Annotated in this window: 16 protein-coding genes; 5 read left to right on the top strand and 11 right to left on the bottom strand. The window is 49.3% G+C overall.

Annotated features, from left to right (window positions below; genetic code table 11):
* Nucleotides 1-76 precede the first annotated feature (76 nt).
* The 6 genes from NC981_RS15005 to NC981_RS14980 form a co-directional block, all read right to left on the bottom strand.
* The gene (locus tag NC981_RS15005) at nt 77-433 is read right to left on the bottom strand and encodes a KH domain-containing protein (protein WP_348243689.1); all 357 of its coding nucleotides are present in this window, start codon (nt 431-433) and stop codon (nt 77-79) included.
* Nucleotides 434-438: 5 nt separating this feature from the next.
* Entirely contained in the window at nt 439-696 is a 258-nt protein-coding gene (rpsP, locus tag NC981_RS15000) for a 30S ribosomal protein S16 (protein ID WP_190377746.1), read from the bottom strand.
* A 115-nt stretch (nt 697-811) separates the two neighbouring features.
* Nucleotides 812-1,447, bottom strand: coding sequence for an exopolysaccharide biosynthesis protein (locus tag NC981_RS14995; RefSeq protein WP_348243688.1), 636 nt, complete (start codon nt 1,445-1,447; stop codon nt 812-814).
* A gap of 88 nt (nt 1,448-1,535) precedes the next feature.
* Entirely contained in the window at nt 1,536-1,748 is a 213-nt protein-coding gene (locus NC981_RS14990) for a hypothetical protein (protein ID WP_348243687.1), read from the bottom strand.
* Between the two features lie 186 nt (nt 1,749-1,934).
* Nucleotides 1,935-3,425 carry a signal recognition particle protein gene (ffh, locus tag NC981_RS14985; RefSeq protein ID WP_348243686.1) on the bottom strand — a complete coding sequence of 497 codons (1,491 nt, stop codon included), beginning with the start codon at nt 3,423-3,425 and terminating at the stop codon, nt 1,935-1,937.
* Nucleotides 3,426-3,593: 168 nt separating this feature from the next.
* On the bottom strand, nt 3,594-5,153 hold the full coding sequence (locus NC981_RS14980) for a glycosyltransferase family 39 protein (protein WP_348243685.1): 1,560 nt from the start codon (nt 5,151-5,153) through the stop codon (nt 3,594-3,596).
* A gap of 279 nt (nt 5,154-5,432) precedes the next feature.
* Here NC981_RS14980 and NC981_RS14975 point away from each other — a divergent pair, with 279 nt between their 5' ends.
* Nucleotides 5,433-6,698: a glycosyltransferase gene (locus tag NC981_RS14975; protein ID WP_348243684.1), complete on the top strand. Its 1,266-nt coding sequence runs from the start codon at nt 5,433-5,435 to the stop codon at nt 6,696-6,698.
* A 12-nt stretch (nt 6,699-6,710) separates the two neighbouring features.
* On the opposite strand, the gene NC981_RS14970 is transcribed toward NC981_RS14975, so the two are convergent.
* From NC981_RS14970 to NC981_RS14960, 3 genes are all read right to left on the bottom strand, one after another.
* Nucleotides 6,711-7,862 carry an MltA domain-containing protein gene (locus NC981_RS14970; RefSeq protein WP_348243683.1) on the bottom strand — a complete coding sequence of 384 codons (1,152 nt, stop codon included), beginning with the start codon at nt 7,860-7,862 and terminating at the stop codon, nt 6,711-6,713.
* Between the two features lie 171 nt (nt 7,863-8,033).
* Complete coding sequence (locus NC981_RS14965; RefSeq protein ID WP_348243682.1) at nt 8,034-9,455, bottom strand: glycosyltransferase family 2 protein; 1,422 nt, start codon at nt 9,453-9,455, stop codon at nt 8,034-8,036.
* A 142-nt stretch (nt 9,456-9,597) separates the two neighbouring features.
* Nucleotides 9,598-9,906 carry a hypothetical protein gene (locus tag NC981_RS14960; protein WP_190377739.1) on the bottom strand — a complete coding sequence of 103 codons (309 nt, stop codon included), beginning with the start codon at nt 9,904-9,906 and terminating at the stop codon, nt 9,598-9,600.
* Nucleotides 9,907-10,141: 235 nt separating this feature from the next.
* On the opposite strand from NC981_RS14960, the gene NC981_RS14955 reads away from it, so the two are divergent.
* From NC981_RS14955 to NC981_RS14945, 3 genes are read left to right on the top strand one after another with little or no spacing between them, the layout of a single operon-like run.
* Complete coding sequence (locus NC981_RS14955; protein WP_348243681.1) at nt 10,142-10,579, top strand: hypothetical protein; 438 nt, start codon at nt 10,142-10,144, stop codon at nt 10,577-10,579.
* Nucleotides 10,560-11,930 (top strand): S-layer homology domain-containing protein, encoded by a 1,371-nt coding sequence (locus NC981_RS14950; RefSeq protein WP_348243680.1) that lies wholly within the window; start codon nt 10,560-10,562, stop codon nt 11,928-11,930. The genes NC981_RS14955 and NC981_RS14950 overlap by 20 nt, the downstream gene beginning before the upstream one ends.
* A gap of 30 nt (nt 11,931-11,960) precedes the next feature.
* Entirely contained in the window at nt 11,961-13,571 is a 1,611-nt protein-coding gene (locus tag NC981_RS14945; protein ID WP_348243679.1) for a DUF3352 domain-containing protein, read from the top strand.
* Here the strand turns inward: NC981_RS14945 and NC981_RS14940 are convergent.
* Both NC981_RS14940 and NC981_RS14935 read right to left on the bottom strand, forming a co-directional pair.
* The gene (locus NC981_RS14940; RefSeq protein WP_348243678.1) at nt 13,555-14,736 is read right to left on the bottom strand and encodes an FAD-binding oxidoreductase; all 1,182 of its coding nucleotides are present in this window, start codon (nt 14,734-14,736) and stop codon (nt 13,555-13,557) included. The genes NC981_RS14945 and NC981_RS14940 overlap by 17 nt on opposite strands.
* Nucleotides 14,737-14,774: 38 nt before the next feature.
* On the bottom strand, nt 14,775-15,326 hold the full coding sequence (locus NC981_RS14935) for a peroxiredoxin (protein WP_348243677.1): 552 nt from the start codon (nt 15,324-15,326) through the stop codon (nt 14,775-14,777).
* Nucleotides 15,327-15,516: 190 nt separating this feature from the next.
* On the opposite strand from NC981_RS14935, the gene NC981_RS14930 reads away from it, so the two are divergent.
* On the top strand, nt 15,517-16,890 hold the full coding sequence (locus tag NC981_RS14930; protein WP_348243676.1) for an MATE family efflux transporter: 1,374 nt from the start codon (nt 15,517-15,519) through the stop codon (nt 16,888-16,890).
* The last annotated feature ends 229 nt before the right edge of the window (nt 16,891-17,119 follow it).

Below are 17,119 nucleotides of genomic sequence, written 5' to 3'. Positions count from 1 at the left end.
GGATTCTGCTTCTAGTCTAGGACATTCACAATTGTCCCAGCAAAAAAGGCATCTACAGATGAGATGCCTTAATCGATTAATTTCTGGTCGGTCGTCGGGGTGCATCTCCTCGCGGCGAGGGGCGACCTTGGGGACGGGGCGGACGTTCTGAGTCGCCATTCTCTCGCTGCTGACCGCTCCCGTGAATATCTAAATTCACCGTCTGTCCCGCAGCTTTGGCAACCCCCTCGATCGCGCTCCGAATTGCCTGAACATTTCGCCCACCGCGCCCAAACACGCGCCCTTTATCGGTTCCTTCAAACGCTAAACGCACCCAAATTCTCGAACCGTTGGCTAAGACTTCACAGTCGATTCGTAGAGCATCGGGCGTTTCTAGAAAAGGTTGAACAAGAAACCGGATGAGTCCGGCGTAGTCTGGAGTTACAGGTTTCACAAGTCTTAGACGGATTCAGATTTCAGTTGCTCAAGCACGTTGTTCTTGAAGAGGATGTCGCGAACGGTGTCGGTCGGCTGTGCGCCTTTCTTTAACCAATCGAGAATCACAGGCACATCCAGACGGACTTCATCCGATCGGGGGTTATAAAATCCGACTTCTGCCAAAGGGCGACCATCGCGACGGCTGGTGCTTTGAGCGACGACAATCCGATAGCTGGCTTCGCGCTTTTTACCGAAGCGCTTTAATCTCAATTTGAGCATGACTAGAACCGAGGACTCCTTATGAATAGTTACAAAGTGATATGGCGTTTTGCCATACTTCCCGGAATAGACATCCTAACACGGTGAGGGTAGATAAGCGCGATCGCGGCGGATTTCAACGAATATTTCTTGAGAGGAACTGAAAAACGCTTGAGAAGAAAATGACGATCGCGCCGGTCATCAGTGCAAGAATCACTAGAGCAGCAATCGTACTAAACACAACCAATACGCCATCGGCTTCGATTAATCCGAGACTAATCGCGACGATCGCGATCGCAGGCAAGATATTCCCAAACGGAATCGGTAGCACAATCACAAAGGCAAGCAGCAGGAACAGCAAGCCGAGCGATCGTTCTACGAACGGCGTTGTTGCAAAGTGCCAGCGCGGGCGAATCAACCGTTCAAACTTTTGAAGATACCGCAAAATTTGCCGGACAATTTTCTCGAAATCTTTGCGCTTGAAACTACGATTTGCTAGCCAGCGCGGAAGTCGCGGACTGGAAAAACCACACAGTAACTGAATTGAGAAAACGACCAGCGGCAGACCAATAATGGCAGAAACACCTGCGATCGGTAATGGCAAGGCTTCCGGTAACGCGCAAATTAACAATGTTGGCCCAAACGCCCGACTTCCTAAGCTCTCAATCAGTTCACCCAAACGAATTGTTTCGCGATCGTGCTGCTGCAATAAATTCTGCAACATTTCCGAAGTGTGTAACTGAGGCGGGGAGTTGTTTTGAAATTGGCTCATGTTGTATAGGGCGATCTCAGAACCTTTACTGTTGAGCTTGCGCTAGCAGAACAGGATTGAAACAGCAATGCTCAGCAAGTAACCCCCACTAAATTGATTCTTCAAGGAGCAAAACAATTCGATGTTCTCCAGGTGTAATGTCGCTAGGAAGTTGAATCGTAAGATTGCCATCCTCTGCAACGATCGCTCGAACTTCAACCGTTTTAATCTTGGCTTCTCTTACTCCGGCATCAGATTCAATTCTGACTGTTGGTGAAGTTAATCTCTGATGATTTACGTCGAGTTGCGCGGCTGAAATCATACTCAGCGCTTAATTCCTCGCCATCGGAATCCAAGGTTGGTTTAGAGCCCTTGGTCATACATTCTTTTTTCTAATGAGGTTGCGAGTCGAACGCTAAGAATGCAAATGAGATTTAGCTTTTTTCTCATCCCACTTTCCTCATCCCACTCGAACCCAACAGTCAGGGCTTCGCGTTAGTCTCTAACCTCACAAATTACCAAAGCCTTTCTTCTTCTTATCTTTGCCGCCTTTCTTCTTCTTGCCGCCGCCTTGATAGCCTCTATATCCAGGCTGAGGGGGACGCATTCCACCGCCCATGCCGCCGAACGGATTGCCGCCACCAAACGGATTGGGAAGTCCGCCCATTGGCATTCCACCCATACCGGGGAAGCCCATCTGGCCGGAACCCATTTGCTGCATCATCGATCTCATTCTCTGGAAATTCGTCACCAGTTCGCTGACTTCTTTATCCGAGTGACCTGAACCCCTAGCAATGCGCTTGCGGCGACTGGGGGAATTGGAGAGCAGATCGGGATTTTTGCGCTCTTCAACGGTCATCGAGCCGATCATCGCTTCAGCTTTTTTCAGTTGCTCTTCGCCTTTTTGAAGCTGTTCTTCGTTCACCATCTTGCCCATGCCTGGAATCAGCTTCATCACACCACCGAGCGATCCCATGTTTTTGAGCAGGCGGGTTTGTTTGAGAAAGTCTGTGAAGTCAAATTGTGCAGAGAGAATCTTCTCCTGCATTTTTTCGGCTTCTGCCATGTCTACTTCTTCGCGGGCTTTTTCCACCAGCGTCAAGACATCACCCATACCAAGAATCCGCGATGCCATGCGATCGGGGTAGAACGGCTGCAACGCATCCACTTTTTCCCCGATCCCGATAAACTTGATCGGCTGACCTGAAATCCGACGCACCGAGAGTGCTGCACCCCCGCGAGTATCGCCGTCCATCTTGGTCAGAATTGCACCTGTGACACCGATTTGCTCGTGGAACGTCCGAGTCAAGTTTGCAGCTTCCTGACCCGTCATGGCATCCACAACCAGCAGCGTTTCGTGCGGTTTAATTGTGTCTTTGATGCGCTTGAGTTCGCCCATCATCGATTCGTCAATCTGCAAACGCCCAGCCGTATCCACGATCACGACATCAAAGCCGTCGGCTCTCGCTTTTTCCACCCCTTGACGCGCAATCTCAACTGGATCAGCGTCTTTGCCCAACTCGAACACAGGCACATTGATTTGCTTGCCCAGCGCGACTAACTGGTCGATCGCTGCCGGTCGATAGACATCCGTGGCAACCAATAAAGCTTTACGATCTTCTTTCCGCAGGTGTAGCGCCAGCTTGGCAGTGGCAGTCGTTTTACCCGTTCCTTGCAGACCCGCCATGAGAACGATCGTTGGAGCCGTCTCTGCCTCAGCCAAGGGGACGTTGGCATCACCCATGACTTTGACAAGCTCGTTGTAGACGATCTCGATAAACTGCTGATCGGGTCGCACTCCAGCAATGACTTCTGCCCCAAGCGCGTTTTGTTCAACTTCTGCGACAAAATCTTTTACCACTTGCAGGTTGACATCGGCTTCGAGCAGCGCGCGACGAACTTCTCGCAAGGCATCTTTCACATTCGAATCTGTGATTTTGTCTTGACCGCGAACTTTTTTCCAGGCTTGTTCTAAGCGATCGGCAAGAGCGTCAAACATAGGAGGAACTGATCAGGAGTTATCTTTTCCAGAGTAGCGTGTTTCTGGACGTGAGGGGCGCGATCGTAGGGACGGAAATCCCTAATCACTAGGAATGCCCGCGCATTTGCGAAAGGAATAGGGAGTAGGGGGTTGAACAGGGGAACAACGTACCACTTCCCACTTCAATTATTGCTTCACCAGCCTGTAATATCTGTATTCCTCGGTGAGCGGGAAAGCTTCGAGTTTGTACCCTTGTTTTTGCACGTCTGACAACAGAGGCTCGTAAGCGTCGTATAAAAATACTTCAGTGAAGTTATCGGGGATTTTCGGAGCCGTACCCGGTTTTGCTAACAGAAACTTGGTTTTTGGATCAAGGGCGTAGCTCAAGGCGATGATCAGGTTGGGAAAGGGTGAGTTACTCACCACTAAAGGCCGAGCAGTTCGACCCAGGATTGTGGCGGTTTGCTGGGGATTGATTGGAATGGCTTTGTTCCACCAATAAGAGGCTTGTGAACTCGCTGCACCAGAAAATACGCCAGCTAACAAAACGCAAATCAGTGCGGCTTGCCATACTGTCGATTGCCAGCGGGGGTTAGAAGCAGAAGCGATTTTTTTAGTAAATAGATAGGCGATCGCAAATTGAATGCCCAAATAGATCAAAAACAAATAGCGAGTCTCACCGGAAAAGCGATATCTTCTCAAGATTAAGTCTGGCAGCATCAACATCACAACTTGAACGCCGATCAAGCTCAAAAGCAGCAGCGAAGTTTTCTTTTCAGTATGCGTCCACAAGTAATAAAGCGCGTAGCCAGAGAGCAGGAGAGCGGTCAGCGCAAAAGGAACGTGATAGGGAATATCAAACTTGGGGTACCCCAGCCCATAATCTAGAAAAACTCGCGTCATGTTGATTACCCAGCGGTTCACCAAATGCTGCAAGCTGACGCTGTTATTGAAGAAGCCTGCAATATGGCGTGGAGAAAAGTTGTTATAAATGGCGAATCCAATCCAACTCGCAAGCGCCAGTCCCCACATTAGCAGTGAGACCGCAAAGCGACGGACTGATTGATTCCACTGGAGCTTTTGTGTGAATAAAAAGTAGATTGAGTGCGCCACCAGCACTAAACCAAAATAGAGATACGAGTAAGCGCCAACGACTAGAGTGAGTCGATAAAGCCACCAGTGGCGATTCGAGGGGTATCGCAGGGCACGGAGCAGTGCAGCACTAGACACTAAGGTCAGAAAGATCCACAAAGTGTAAGGGCGTGCCTCTTGTGCATAAACGAGATGGGCTGGTGAAAGCGCGATCAGGGCTGTCGTAATCAAGCTTGCGATCGACGAGCCAAACAATTCCCAGGCTAACCAGTAAGCCGCAGGCAGCACCAGCAGACCAAAGAAGACCGATAGCCCTCTGGCAACTGCGATCGAGTCCTGGAACCGCATTCCCCAGTGGGTTAACACAAAATAAAATGGCGGGAGTTGCGGCTCTTCTTTTGCCAAACTTGTGACTACATCAGTGGTCGTTCGGCTTAAATCCATCCGCTGATACTTCATCAGGGCTTCGCGACCGATTACTTGCTCATTCACAATGTCCTGAAACATCTGCGCTTCAGTGTGACCTGTGCTGCGTAGAAGGGTGTAAGACTCATCAAAGGAGATAGATTTGAGATCAAGATTGACAAATCTAAAGCAGATTCCCACGACAAGCAGCAGGATTACTAGAAAACGAAGCTGTTTTGGGAAAGTCATAAACTACACCATTCGTCTTGAGAAAATATCGAATGCGCGAAGAACCCGCGATCGACGAGCTTACTGAAATTCGGCGACAGTCATGAGCAACCGCACACGATCGCACTTTCTAACAAGGTTGTAAAGCGGTTCAGAACACCTGTCTAGGCGATCGGATAGGAACCTTATCCGTACTACACAGAAGGAGATTTTTTATGAAACTCCCGTAAAATTACTGATTCAGAAATCTTCTTCCGATATATTGACAGAAGTGATTCCACAGCGATCTTCGCTTCGCCTATGCCTACCATTTCTGAAAACTCCTCGTTTCTTCCCACACCTTCTGGTGCGCTCAGGATCGATGGCCTTGCATCACTCAGTTCAATCGGGGTTGATCGCAACTCGGCAGATACACTGACTGAACAGGTTCAGCTTTCGTTGATCGTTCCGACCTACAACGAAAGCGGCAACATTCACCGGATTATTCGGATTCTGTGTAATCTTCTCGATCAGGCTTTGCCGAATGATTACGAGTTGATTGTAGTGGATGATAACAGCCCCGATCGCACCTGGGAACTGGCGCAAGCGTTGATGCCAGACTATCCGCATCTGCGCGTGATGCGTCGTCAAACCGAGCGAGGACTTTCAACCGCAGTCATTCGGGGGTGGCAAGCGTCGAGAGGGCGAGTGTTGGGTGTGATTGATGGGGACTTGCAGCACCCGCCAGAAGTGTTGATGAAGCTATTTGCGGCGATCGCTCAGGGTGCAGATGTGGCGGTTGCGAGTCGTCATGTTGAAGGAGGCGGAGTCAGTGACTGGAGCGCGGTGCGACGGTTTCTGTCACGAGGTGCTCAGACGCTGGGCTTGGTGATTTTACCCAATGTGCTTAGCCGAGTTTCAGATCCGATGAGCGGCTATTTTATGGTGAGACGCAGCGCGATCGCAGGACAAGTTCTCAATCCATTGGGCTACAAAATCCTGATCGAAGTGCTGGGGCGTGGTGATATTGCACAGGTTGCGGAAGTTGGATATGTCTTCCAAGAGCGAGAAGAAGGTGAAAGTAAAGTTACTTGGAAGCAATACAAAGACTACATTCACCATCTACTGCGGCTGCGCTTTTCAACTGGTCGGCTGGGGCGAATTTCACACAAATTGGATTTTCCACTGGGGCGCTTTATCCGCTTTGCGTTAGTCGGATTTAGCGGGCTTGCAGTGGATATGACGGCGCTCTACTTGCTTTATGATGTCTTGGGATTTGGGCTGACTCGCAGTGCGATTTTGGCGGCGGAACTGGCGATCGTCAATAACTTTTTGTGGAACGATCTTTGGACATTTAGAGATTTTTCTAAGCAGCAGCGAAAACGGCGACAGATTGTTAAACGGTTTGTGAAGTTCAACATCATCTGTCTGATGGGGCTGATCCTGAAAATCTTGCTGTTGAATCTCCTGTTCAACGGTCTGCATCTCAACGCTTACGTCGCAAACTTCCTGGCAATCATCGCTGTAACCATCTGGAATTTCTGGATCAATCTGAAGCTAAGTTGGCGTGTGACTGAAGTGAAGTAGACTGAAGTTATTTTAGTTTTTCAGTAACGGATAATATAACTGTCCGGTTGCATTAATTAGCCCTGCTTCGTTCCCTGCTTGGGTTCCGGTTCCGGTGAAAATATCCACTCGTCCTGCGCCAATAATCGCGCCGCCTGTATCTTGATCCAACATAAAGCGACTGACCGATCGCGGCTCATACTGCCGATCCGCCTTCAAAATCGGTAGCTGTGTTTGAATCAACGCTAATGCTCCGGGCGGCATGAGTGATTTGTCCGTTGCGATCGAGCGATCGGCAGTCACCGGAACTCCCAGACTTCCCAAGGCGGGCGCTCCGGAGGTATTTCTAAAAAACACAAACCGACGATTCCGAGGCAAATAGATATCTAGGTCTTTTGGATTCTGTTGAAAATACTTCAGCACGTTCGGGAGGTTGAGATCCTTTAGCTTCAGCTTGCCGTCTTTGACTAATTCGCGTCCGATTCCGGTGTAGGGCTGATCGGTTAATCCTGCAACGCCGATCGTCATTGTGGTTCCGTCAGTCAGCGTTAGGCGGGCGGAGCCTTGAACTTGAATCAAAAAGGCTTCTAGTCGATCGCGCATCCACACTAATTCCGAGCCGCGCAGCTTACCTTTACTACTCTGTAATCCGTCTGTACCTTCTAGCTCTAATCGGGTTGGGTGTGGCTTTTTCCACTGTGAGAAGTCAGCAGGAAGTGAGTATAGCGGGTAACGATAGGTAGCGGTTTGAGTGCGACTAGCGGTATGAACTGGCTCAAAATACCCCGTAAACGCAACCGTTCCTTGGTTGTCTTTGCCGATCGATTGATAAAACACAAATTCTCGTGCGATCGCTCTTGATAGCGCTCGGTTCGATTTCGCGGTTAACAGCAATTGTCGAAAGCGCTTCAAGCTGCGAATCACGCGATCGCGAGTAACGGTTTTGACCGGATATTTCTCATAGGCTTGAATTGCTTTCGGAGTTTCTAAGTATCGCAAGCTGTGATCAATCGCGCTTAGCATGGCTCGACGATCGCGCAAAATCTGATCATCAATTGCGACCGGAGATTTCACGAGCGGTTTGAGTGGTACTTGAACCGGAGCAGTAATCGGTTTGGGCTGTGCCAGCAGCGGAACAGTCGGCACCCCAAAAAGTAACAAACTGAGAATGAGCGATCGTTTCATGAATGATTCGGATAAGAACACGATCGGATTTGCCCCACCAGACGTTCATCAAACAATCAAAGTCCCCACTCGTGGGGGATTTAGGGGGATTTCCGCAGACTTCAACGCAAGCCAAAGGCTTTTATCAAACTTATGTCAATGCCATTTGACTCAGAAAATTCGTGCAAGTTCCTAATCGTCTGCGCCACGATGCACTGTTTTCACCCACTTCAAGCGCTTCGGGCGAATTGACATTCTCAACGTTGCCGTAGACACGATCGCAAACCAGTGCAGCATATAAATCGCGCCCCGCAAACCCTGAACCATCAGCGTTGCCCAATCGAGCAACGATTGATGTTTTGCACTCTTGAGCCGTCGAACACGGCGCAAGCCCCCGATCGCGCTGAATAAAAACAGCAACATCATCATCGCGGAAATCGGACTGGTCAGCATCATTCGGTGACGCAGCACTGCCATGAGAAAATCGGGAATTGCAGCAGTCGGCATCACATACTGAAGCGTCCAAAACATCACCAGATCCAGCGTTTTGCGGGTTCCCATGCGGTTTTGCAAAATTAACCGCCAGTAGTCGAGATAGCGCTGATAGCCACCTTCCGCCCAGCGATTTCGTTGATGCCAAAGCGCGATCGCGCTCGTCACACCCTCTTCATACACCGCGGGCTCCGTCACCACTTCAATATCCCACTGATTCAGATGCAGCCGGAAAGTCAAGTCCAAATCATCGGTGATCGTTTCCTCGTTCCAGCCGCCGCAATCGATCAACGCTTCTCGGCGTACCAGTTGACCATTGCCGCGCAGTTCACCCAATCCACCGATCGTCGAACGCTGCTGGTGAATAAACGCATCCAGCGCCATTTCTGCCATTTGTCCTCGAATCCAGAAGTTATTTGCATCTTTTGAATGAAACTCTGGCTCGGCTTGAATAATGGCTTTTCTAACCTGGATTGCACCGACATCACCGCGATCGAACACAGGCAATACGCGCCGGAGAAAATCGGGTTCTACTTGAGCATCCGCATCAAACACAACAATGAATTCGCCTTGTGTGAGCGGCAATACCTGATTCAGCGCGCCGGATTTACCACCGCCTGCATTGGCGGGACGATGAAATACGTTTAACTGCGGGTACTGCGTTGCTAACTGATCGAGAATTTCAGCCGTTTGATCACTACTGTCGTCGTTGATGATCCAAACTTCGTAGCGATCGTTTGGATAATTCAATCCGCACAGCATTTCGACTAAGCGCCCAACGACCGCTTCTTCGTTTTTGGCTGCCACCATCAGCGACACCCTTGGGAAAGCATCATCATCTTCGAGCGGTTTAGGCAAGCTGCAAGGACGCGCCAGAATCAATCGAGCCGCATGAAGGCTCATCAACGTGGTCACACCCAAAACTAACCAGTAGCTCCATGCCATTAGATGCAGCGCGATCGTACTGCCCCAAATCGCAGCAAACACGACCGCCGCTTTCTTCCTACGTCCTTGAAATCCGCGAAAGGTTTTCGGTTCTTCCGGATCGGGTAACTCCGTCATTAATGCGGTCAACGCCTCAAGCTCAAAAGAATCGTTTTCTTGCCAAGATTGCTCGGACATAGTTGCAGTGTCTAACGCCCAGTAAGTGTTTCGTGTCGCTAAAGTTTCGTGTCACTAAAGATTCAAATCGAATCGTAAAGTTTTCGCTACATTGACAGCTTACCGTGCGATCGCTCATTTGCGCGGATTTCTTCTAGCGCTCCTAATGGGCTTTTTCTTCCCACAAATCTGGCACAGACTTTCCACATTGCCGCAGTTCGGAGTCTAAAAACAGCCAGTAAAGAATTTCTTCTGCGCGATCGCGCTCTTCGCGAATTTCGTCTAACTGACGCTTGATCGCTTCATACTGGTTCTCATCAGCACATTCAAACGCCTGCTCAAACTGAACCCGATGTCGATCTTGAATTCTGAGAAATTGATAAGCATACTCATCGACACGCGGATCTTCAACCATCCAGCAGTGATCAATCACATACAAAATATCGGATCGCGACACAGATTGCAGGTTCACTCAGTATCCTTAAACACATGGGTATTCTGTCAGGCAACGCGAAAAATGACGCAGCAGTCGTTGGATCGTAAACAAATTAAGTACCATTGAAGTGTCATCTAGATTACAAAAGATAAAATTCTTTAAGCTCAAAGAAAACAGTTTTTAATATAGAGAATTGCAAAACCTCTTAAGGTTTGAGGATAAAATCCGTTAATTTAAGAGCATTAAAGCTCCTTAACCTCTCATTCCGCATATGAGAATTCAATTAGATCGAAAGTTAACAATCCGCCCTAAAAAACTGCTCTGCACTATCCGCAACACTCCCTTCGAGATGGGTAAAATTCGGCTCTTGCTCTACACCGATCGCGGATTGCTTCTCGGCGATATTTCTCCGGAGTGCCTCAAGCTTTCTTCTGCTGAAATTCGCGCTAAGCTGCGAGAAAGAGCCTGCATCCTGCTGCAAGAAGATGACACTTCACCGAATGACAGCATCAGAGAACGCGCTCTTGAACTTTTGCAAGCGACGCAAGAAGACGTGAAATTTCCAACAGCATTGGACTGGTGGTTTAAGAAGTTTGAGATTTTTTCCGAAGAATCACAAGAACTCGAAGCCACTCGCACAGGACTATCTGACTACTATTTGATGGAGCGATCGCGCTTACAAAAGATTCTTGACGACGATCGCGACTAACTCAAACCCGCAACCCAAACACACCACCCAAGCACACCACCCAAACCTAAAGCGATTTGCGCTAGTGTTGAGGAGTGGTGATGGACAGTTGATCGTGATACCGCTTCAGAAATTAACGGCTTCTTTGGGGTTGGCAATGCTGTGTGTGTTGCCCTTATCCAGTTGTTCTAACCTTCCCGGTGCAAACTCGCTGCGGGATTCACTTGCGGCTGACCCGCGACTGGATGGATCGCCGAGTCCGCAAGCTTCGAGTCAACCGCTCGTCCAGCTGCCCCCGAAGTTTCCGGCAGAAATTCCCAAGTATCCAAATGCCACGCTGATTGATGTTCAATCAACGGGTGAACTCTCCACTGAGCAAAGCGCTGATTTGGTGACGCGATGGAAAAGCCTGGACGCTCGCGATCGTGTCTTCAATTTCTACCGGGATGAACTGCAAAAGAACGGGTGGACGCTCGATCAGCAGAACGCGGATCAAGGACAGTTGATTGCATCGCGGCAGGGGTTGAAAGCCGCGATCGGCATTCAGGCAGCGCAGAATGGAACGAATTTTACGATCGAAACCAAGTCCGACGCGAATCAAGCTCCGAATACCGCACTAAAACCGAGTGATCCTAACTTTGTTGGGCCTGTGCCGCAGACTAATGCTGCTCCACCTGCGAATACTTCTAACGTCCAGTTTTCCGATCTCGACCAAGCACCACAGGAACTCCGCAGCTATCTCAAAGATTTAGCTCAGCTTGGCATCTTTGACACTCAAGCGAAGTCAAACAATAACCGCTTTGACCCGAATAAAAACATTACTCGCCGCGTTTATGCGCGGTGGCTTGTGACAGCAAACAATCGGATTTACAGCGATCGTCCCGCTCGTCAAATTCGATTAGCGGTGAATACGGGGCAAGCTGCATTCCGGGATGTCAACGCCAAAGATCCAGATTTTGGGGCGATTCAAGGATTAGCAGAAGCGGGGTTAATTCCGAGTCCGTTGTCTGGCAATAGTGGGGCTGCCTTATTTCGCCCGGATGCGCCCCTGAGTCGAGAAGACTTAATTTTGTGGAAGATTCCGGTGGATACGCGGCAAGCGTTACCGAATGCCACGATCGAATCTGTGAAGCAATCTTGGGGATTTCAGGATGCCAATCGGATTGATCCAAGAGCGCTCAGAGCCGTGTATGTTGATTTTCAAAATGGGGATCAATCCAACATTCGGCGTGCTTTTGGGTATACGACACTCTTTCAGCCGAAACGCTCGGTGACTCGTGCGGAAGCAGCAGCGGTACTTTGGTACTTTGGATTTCAAGGCGATGGGATTTCTGCTCAAGAGGCGTTGAAAGGTGGGGCAAAGCCCGGATAATGTTTCTGGACAGAAAGTGATCTTACGATTATGAAGTTTCGCTCTTTTCTCAATGCCGTGGCTGCGATCGCGGTCGTTCTCCTGCTAGTGGCAACGATCGGGTTTAGCTGGATTTTCGCTCAAAGTCCGTTCAGTTTACTCAAGGGCAGCCCAAAGAGTACGCCGACTGCGGCGATGTTTGTTTCCAGGCAAGCGCCTCTGATGGCTTCGTTGTTAGTCAATCCAGACCGATTAGAGAGTTTGCGTCAAGTGGTGGCAAAACCGAGCGATCGTGCTGCGACGCGCCAGGAATTTGAGCGGTTTGAGCAAGGCATTTTGGGGGCGGAGCTGGATTATCAACGAGATGTGAAGCCGTGGTTAGGCGATGAGATTACCGCAGCGATTACCAGTCTGGATGTCGATCGCGATGACGAGAACGGCAAAGAAGCAGGTTACTTGCTAGCGTTGGCGACTAAGGATACCGAGCGATCGCGGGAGTTTCTTCAGCTTTTCTGGCAAAAACGTGCGATTGCTGGAGCCGATTTAGCGTTTGAGGATTACAAAGGTACGAAGATTATCTACGGCAAAGTAGAGACGGAATCTGTACCAATGACGATCGCAACCGCCGTGGTGGGTCGTCAGTTTGTGCTGTTTGCGAATAGTCCGAAAGTGCTGCGGAATGCGATTAATAATGTTCAAGCTGTAGAACTCAATTTGGAGAATTCAAGCGAATATCAGCAGGCGATCGCAGAGCTCGATCATGGGCGAGTTGGCGTTATGTTTGCAAATCTGCCGCAGTTGGCTGCGTTGAATGGTCAGGACATCAAAGAGGCTGGCTCTGCCGCGATCGCGCTCGCTTTGGATCGCAAAGGATTAGTTGCGGAGACTGCGCTGATTCGGAGCGGTACAGAGTCTCATTTATCGAAACAGGCGATCGATGCGCTGAAATACATTCCCGCGATCGCGCCCGTTTCAGCAGCCGGAGTGAATTTAGATCAGTTGTGGTCAGGATTATCGAGTGAGCAGGTAGTTTCAAAATGGATTGATTCCTCGATCGCGTCACTTGGAAAGCGATGGAATCTAAACTTACCGCAAGATATTTTTAGCTGGGTCAAAGGTGAATATGCGCTGGCATTGATTCCAAATGCGAAATCATCGGATTGGGTGTTTGTGGCAGAGAAAACCGCAGATGCGGACAGCGCGATCGCACATCTTGACGACTTGGGTAAAGCACAAGGGATTACGGCAGGAACGCTGCAAGTTGGAGATCAACCTGTATCGGTTTGGACGCGATTGGATTCTACCAATGCCGCCAAGAAAATTGATGCTGAAGTGGTTGGAGTTCACACAACGATCGGAAACTACGAAGTTTTCGCAACTTCGATGAATGCGATGAATACGATTCTGAATGCGAAAAAGAACGTCTTAGCAAATAGCAAAACATTCGATCAAGAGATCGCAGCATTACAAAAAGAGAACACCGGATATCTATACGTTGATTGGGAAACGGCACAGCCGATTTTAGAGCAGCAATTACCGATTCTTAAAGTTGCAGAACTCGCAGCCGCGCCAATTTTTGAACATCTACGATCGCTGACCATTAGTAACTACGGCAATCGATCCGGGGTGCAGCGCGGTGGTGTATTTATCCGACTGAGCTAAAGCGATCGAGTGAAACCTGATTTAGCAGTGAATCAGGTTCACCTTTTGCTTGACGTGCAAAACGACGCGCTAGAGGCGGCACGATCGCCAGCGGATTACCAAACCCTGAGAAAACATGAAGATTTTCGCGCCCTGGAATCTTGCCCACCAGGGGGAGACGATCGCCGCTAAATGCCACTAAACAATGCTGCCAATTGCCCGCTAACGCTCCAACTTTCGGCAACACCCGACTAATCTTCTTTCGCAAGTCTGCTTCACTTTGAGTTGCATCGATCGCTGCATTCGGCTCAGTTAAGGTGCGGCTGACTTGTCCAATCAGCAGCCGTCCATCGAGAAATTGCACGGCTCCAGCATCGAGAATAGCAGGTGCAGGTTCTGCGCCCGGTTGATCCCAAATCACATCATCTCGACTGGCATTCGCTTCGAGTTGAAATCGTTCCGCTTCAGCAGGCATCACTAAGGTACTGAGGCGTAAATCCGTGGCTGGAATCTCGATGATTTCAGCATGGGTGAAATATTGGGCGATCGCAATTCCCGCTTTTTTCAAGAATTGTCGCGTCACTCCACCCAGACAAAACACCACATTTTCCCCAAAGAACTCGCCTTCTGTAGTGTTGACTCCACCTTCAATTAAGTTTGTCACCGTAGCAATCTTGTAAGTTCCGCGCGGCGCAAGCACCGCGCTCCGCGTTCGCTGCATTGCTCCAATGTAAGCCTGTGCTGTTTTTCCCGCATCGATATGCCCATGTTTAACCGTGAGCGCTCCAGCAATTCCCGCCGGATCAAGTAAGGGTTCGAGGCCACAAGCGGCTTCAACGGTGAGAAATTGGGGTGGTGTCGCAAAATTGGCGTAGGCGGCGACCAGTTTTGCAGGATCGGATTCGGGGGCGATCGTCAGCAATAAATCAATTTCACGAAATTCTGTTTCGCCGTCCAATTCAGCCGAGAGTGTTGGGTAAATCGCTTTACTTTCAGCACAGAGTTGGCGAGTTAGATCGGTTGTGCCTGACCAGTAAGCAATGCCTCCGTAACTTAATCGAGTTGCAGATTGAGAATTCGGATCAGCCTCTAGGAGAAGCACCGAAAAGCCTTGCTGCGTCAGTTCATAGCTGAGCGATGCGCCAGTAATGCCAGCACCGATCACAATCCAATCGTAAGTCTGCATAAAAAGATGAGGAATGATAGGGCGAATTGATCTTCGGACTAACCCGCTTTTTGCAGTTCATCCAGTTTTGCAAGCACTTCGCGACTATGGATGATCGGGTTCACACCTGTAAAAGTGGCTCGAAGTGTTCCTTCTGGATCAATGATGAAGGTATGACGCGCCGATCTCGCTCCCATCCAAGATCCGTAAGCCTTGCTGACTTTTCCCTTGGCATCAGCAAGGAGCGGAAATCTCAAGCTTTCCGAATCGCAGAAATCTGCATGAGAGTTCACGTCATCTGCACTGATCCCCAGAATTTGAGCGTTGCGATCGAGATATTTCGGCATATCTTCCTGAAATTTCCGCGCTTCTAAGGTGCAACCCGGAGTAAAGTCAGCCGGATAAAAATAAGCAACGACCCATTTACCGCGATAGTCTGAAAGCGAAACCGCTCCGCTCCCTTCATTACTCGGTAGCGCGAATTCCGGTGCGGGCTGATCGATCGGTGGCAGTGTTCCACCCATTGCAAACGCAGGAATCGTTAGATTCAAGCTCATGACGATCGCACAGACACTCACAATCAAACCCTTAAGCAAATTTCGATGCAGCATAGAACTTATTGAAACAAAACTTAATTAGAGTCTACCGTGATTGATGACCGCTAGGATTTCGGGATAGGAGCGCAATCGTATCTATGTCTTACAGCAGAACTTTGTAAGACTGACCAATTCTGGGTATCTCGCAGGGTTTTGCATCTGTCATTGTAGAAGAAGCAATTACGAAAAAATGTAACGAAAGTAGATGGTTTTAGCTTCTAAAGTCAGTATCCGTAAGGAACTCAAAGCGTTTTTACAACTTGCAGTCCCACTCGCCAGCGCTCAAGTTGCCCAACTTGCAACTGGGTTTGTCGATACCGTGATGATGGGGCATTTGGGGCAAGAGACTCTAGCGGCGGGCGCATTAGCAACGATTACATTTTTTTCGTTTGTAGTCACTGCGAGTGGGATTGCAATGGGCGTAAGTCCACTGGTTGCAGAAGCATATGGCGCAGGAGACAAAGCGCGAATTGAGCAAGTCACGCGCCAAGGACTTTGGCTCTGTGCGGGGTTGACCATTCCGCTGATGATTGCGATCGCCCTATTCGATTCCGTGATGCAATCCTTGGGTCAAGAAGTGGCGATCGTCAAACTAGCAAATGTTTATCTCGATATTTTGCTGTGGAGTGTGTTTCCATTTTTGGGGTTTGCCATGCTGCGGGGTGTGGTTGCAGCAATTTCTGAAACCCGCCCGATTATGATCATTGTGATTGCTGGAACTTTGTTTAACATTGTTGGCAACTATGTGCTGGGGTTTGGTCAATTTGGGTTTCCGCGTTTAGGGTTAGCAGGACTCGCGATCGCAAGCGTGCTGAGCTTGTGGGGCATGTTTCTCGCGCTGATCGGCTATGTCTTGAGCCATCCGAAGTTAAGGCAATATCGATTCTGCGATCGTATCTATCCGCCTCAACCGCAGGAGATTTACGAATTGCTCAAGATTGGCATTCCGATCGGTGTGTTCTCCGCGCTTGAGATTAGTGTTTACACCGCTTTGACCTATGCAATGGGACTTTGGGGTGCAACGGGTTTAGCAGCACATCAGATTGTGATGCAGACGATCAATCTGATCTTTATGGTTCCATTGGGAATGTCCTTTGCGACAACAGCGCGAATCGGACAATGGTTGGGACAGCGTAACCCTGTGGGCATTTGGCAGGCAGGAAAAGTAAGTCTCAGCGTCGGAGCGATTTGGACAGGATTGATTGCACTGTTGCTGGTACTCTTTCCGCGCCCGATCGTCGGACTATATCTTGATGTTCAGTCACAAGAAAATGCGGAAGTCATTGGATTAGCGGTCTCAATGTTGCGGATTGGAGCGATCGCGCATTTCTTTGATGGGGTGCAAAAGATTGCGTATGGTGCGCTGCAAGGTTTGAAAGATACTCGTGTTCCAATGATCGTGAGTTTGCTGTGCTATTGGTGCGTGGGATTGTTTACGGCTTATGTGCTGGCGTTTCCGTTGCAGTTAGGCGGAGTCGGATTGTGGCTGGGGATTTTGCTTTCGGTTGCGATCGCGGCTGTTGCGTTTGTATGGCGATTTCAACGATTGACCTCGAATCGAATTGCGAATGCGAGTTGATAGGTTAATACCAAATTGATTTTTGAGTGCTACAGATCTTGGAAGCCCCCTACATCCCCCACGAGTGGGGGACTTCAAGCCAAATCTGTTTCGGATTCTCAAAGTCCCCCAGTATGGGGGATTTAGGGGGCGAAGGATCTGTCGCATCAACAAATTGATTCGGTATAAAACGTTAATGGGTTAAAACAATGAGACATCCAGAATCTCCTCCAGATGTCTCATTGTTTTA

It is taken from the genome of Leptolyngbya sp. DQ-M1 (assembly GCF_039962505.1).
GTDB lineage: Bacteria > Cyanobacteriota > Cyanobacteriia > Leptolyngbyales > Leptolyngbyaceae > Leptolyngbya.
Note: the sequence above shows the minus strand (reverse complement) of the source record. Positions and strands in the feature narration are given on the sequence as shown.

Bases quoted from the DNA above. Each gene is read 5' to 3' on its own strand.
- NC981_RS14945 (WP_348243679.1), top strand. From the start codon at position 11,961: ATGAAGTTTCGCTCTTTTCTCAATGCCGTGGCTGCGATCGCGGTCGTT.
- NC981_RS14970 (WP_348243683.1), bottom strand. From the start codon at position 7,862: ATGAAACGATCGCTCATTCTCAGTTTGTTACTTTTTGGGGTGCCGACT.
- rpsP (WP_190377746.1), bottom strand. From the start codon at position 696: ATGCTCAAATTGAGATTAAAGCGCTTCGGTAAAAAGCGCGAAGCCAGC.
- NC981_RS14940 (WP_348243678.1), bottom strand. From the start codon at position 14,736: ATGCAGACTTACGATTGGATTGTGATCGGTGCTGGCATTACTGGCGCA.
- ffh (WP_348243686.1), bottom strand. From the start codon at position 3,425: ATGTTTGACGCTCTTGCCGATCGCTTAGAACAAGCCTGGAAAAAAGTT.
- NC981_RS14990 (WP_348243687.1), bottom strand. From the start codon at position 1,748: ATGATTTCAGCCGCGCAACTCGACGTAAATCATCAGAGATTAACTTCA.
- NC981_RS14935 (WP_348243677.1), bottom strand. From the start codon at position 15,326: ATGCTGCATCGAAATTTGCTTAAGGGTTTGATTGTGAGTGTCTGTGCG.
- NC981_RS14965 (WP_348243682.1), bottom strand. From the start codon at position 9,455: ATGTCCGAGCAATCTTGGCAAGAAAACGATTCTTTTGAGCTTGAGGCG.
- NC981_RS14980 (WP_348243685.1), bottom strand. From the start codon at position 5,153: ATGACTTTCCCAAAACAGCTTCGTTTTCTAGTAATCCTGCTGCTTGTC.
- NC981_RS14955 (WP_348243681.1), top strand. From the start codon at position 10,142: ATGAGAATTCAATTAGATCGAAAGTTAACAATCCGCCCTAAAAAACTG.
- NC981_RS14975 (WP_348243684.1), top strand. From the start codon at position 5,433: ATGCCTACCATTTCTGAAAACTCCTCGTTTCTTCCCACACCTTCTGGT.
- NC981_RS14995 (WP_348243688.1), bottom strand. From the start codon at position 1,447: ATGAGCCAATTTCAAAACAACTCCCCGCCTCAGTTACACACTTCGGAA.
- NC981_RS14930 (WP_348243676.1), top strand. From the start codon at position 15,517: ATGGTTTTAGCTTCTAAAGTCAGTATCCGTAAGGAACTCAAAGCGTTT.